Annotated in this window: 1 protein-coding gene; it reads right to left on the bottom strand. The window is 58.8% G+C overall.

Annotated features, from left to right (window positions below; all coding sequences use genetic code 11):
• The coding region (locus tag DID99_RS37020; protein WP_148094739.1) for a transposase at nucleotides 1–320 on the bottom strand (320 nt) is incomplete at both ends.

Raw genomic sequence — 320 nt, 5'->3', positions numbered from 1 at the left:
GCCGAACGCTTCTTGCTCGTGACCGTGCAACAACGCATGCGCTTGCGAAACATCCGACACGTTGGCGGAGGTACCGACCACGCTGTGAACCAGCCCCGAATCCGCATCGACGCCGATGTGCGCCTTCATGCCGAAGTGCCACGCATTGCCTTTCTTCGTTTGATGTATGTCCGGATCGCGATGCTTCTCGGCGTTCTTGGTCGACGGCGGCGCTTCGATGATCGTCGCATCGACCAGCGTGCTTTCCTTCATCATCAGCCCGCGTTCGCACAGCGAGATGCCAATTTCGTCAAACAGCTTGCGCGTCAGGTCATGTGCGA

The sequence above is a fragment of the Burkholderia sp. Bp8986 genome (assembly GCF_003854225.1).
GTDB lineage: Bacteria > Pseudomonadota > Gammaproteobacteria > Burkholderiales > Burkholderiaceae > Burkholderia.
Note: the sequence above shows the minus strand (reverse complement) of the source record. Positions and strands in the feature narration are given on the sequence as shown.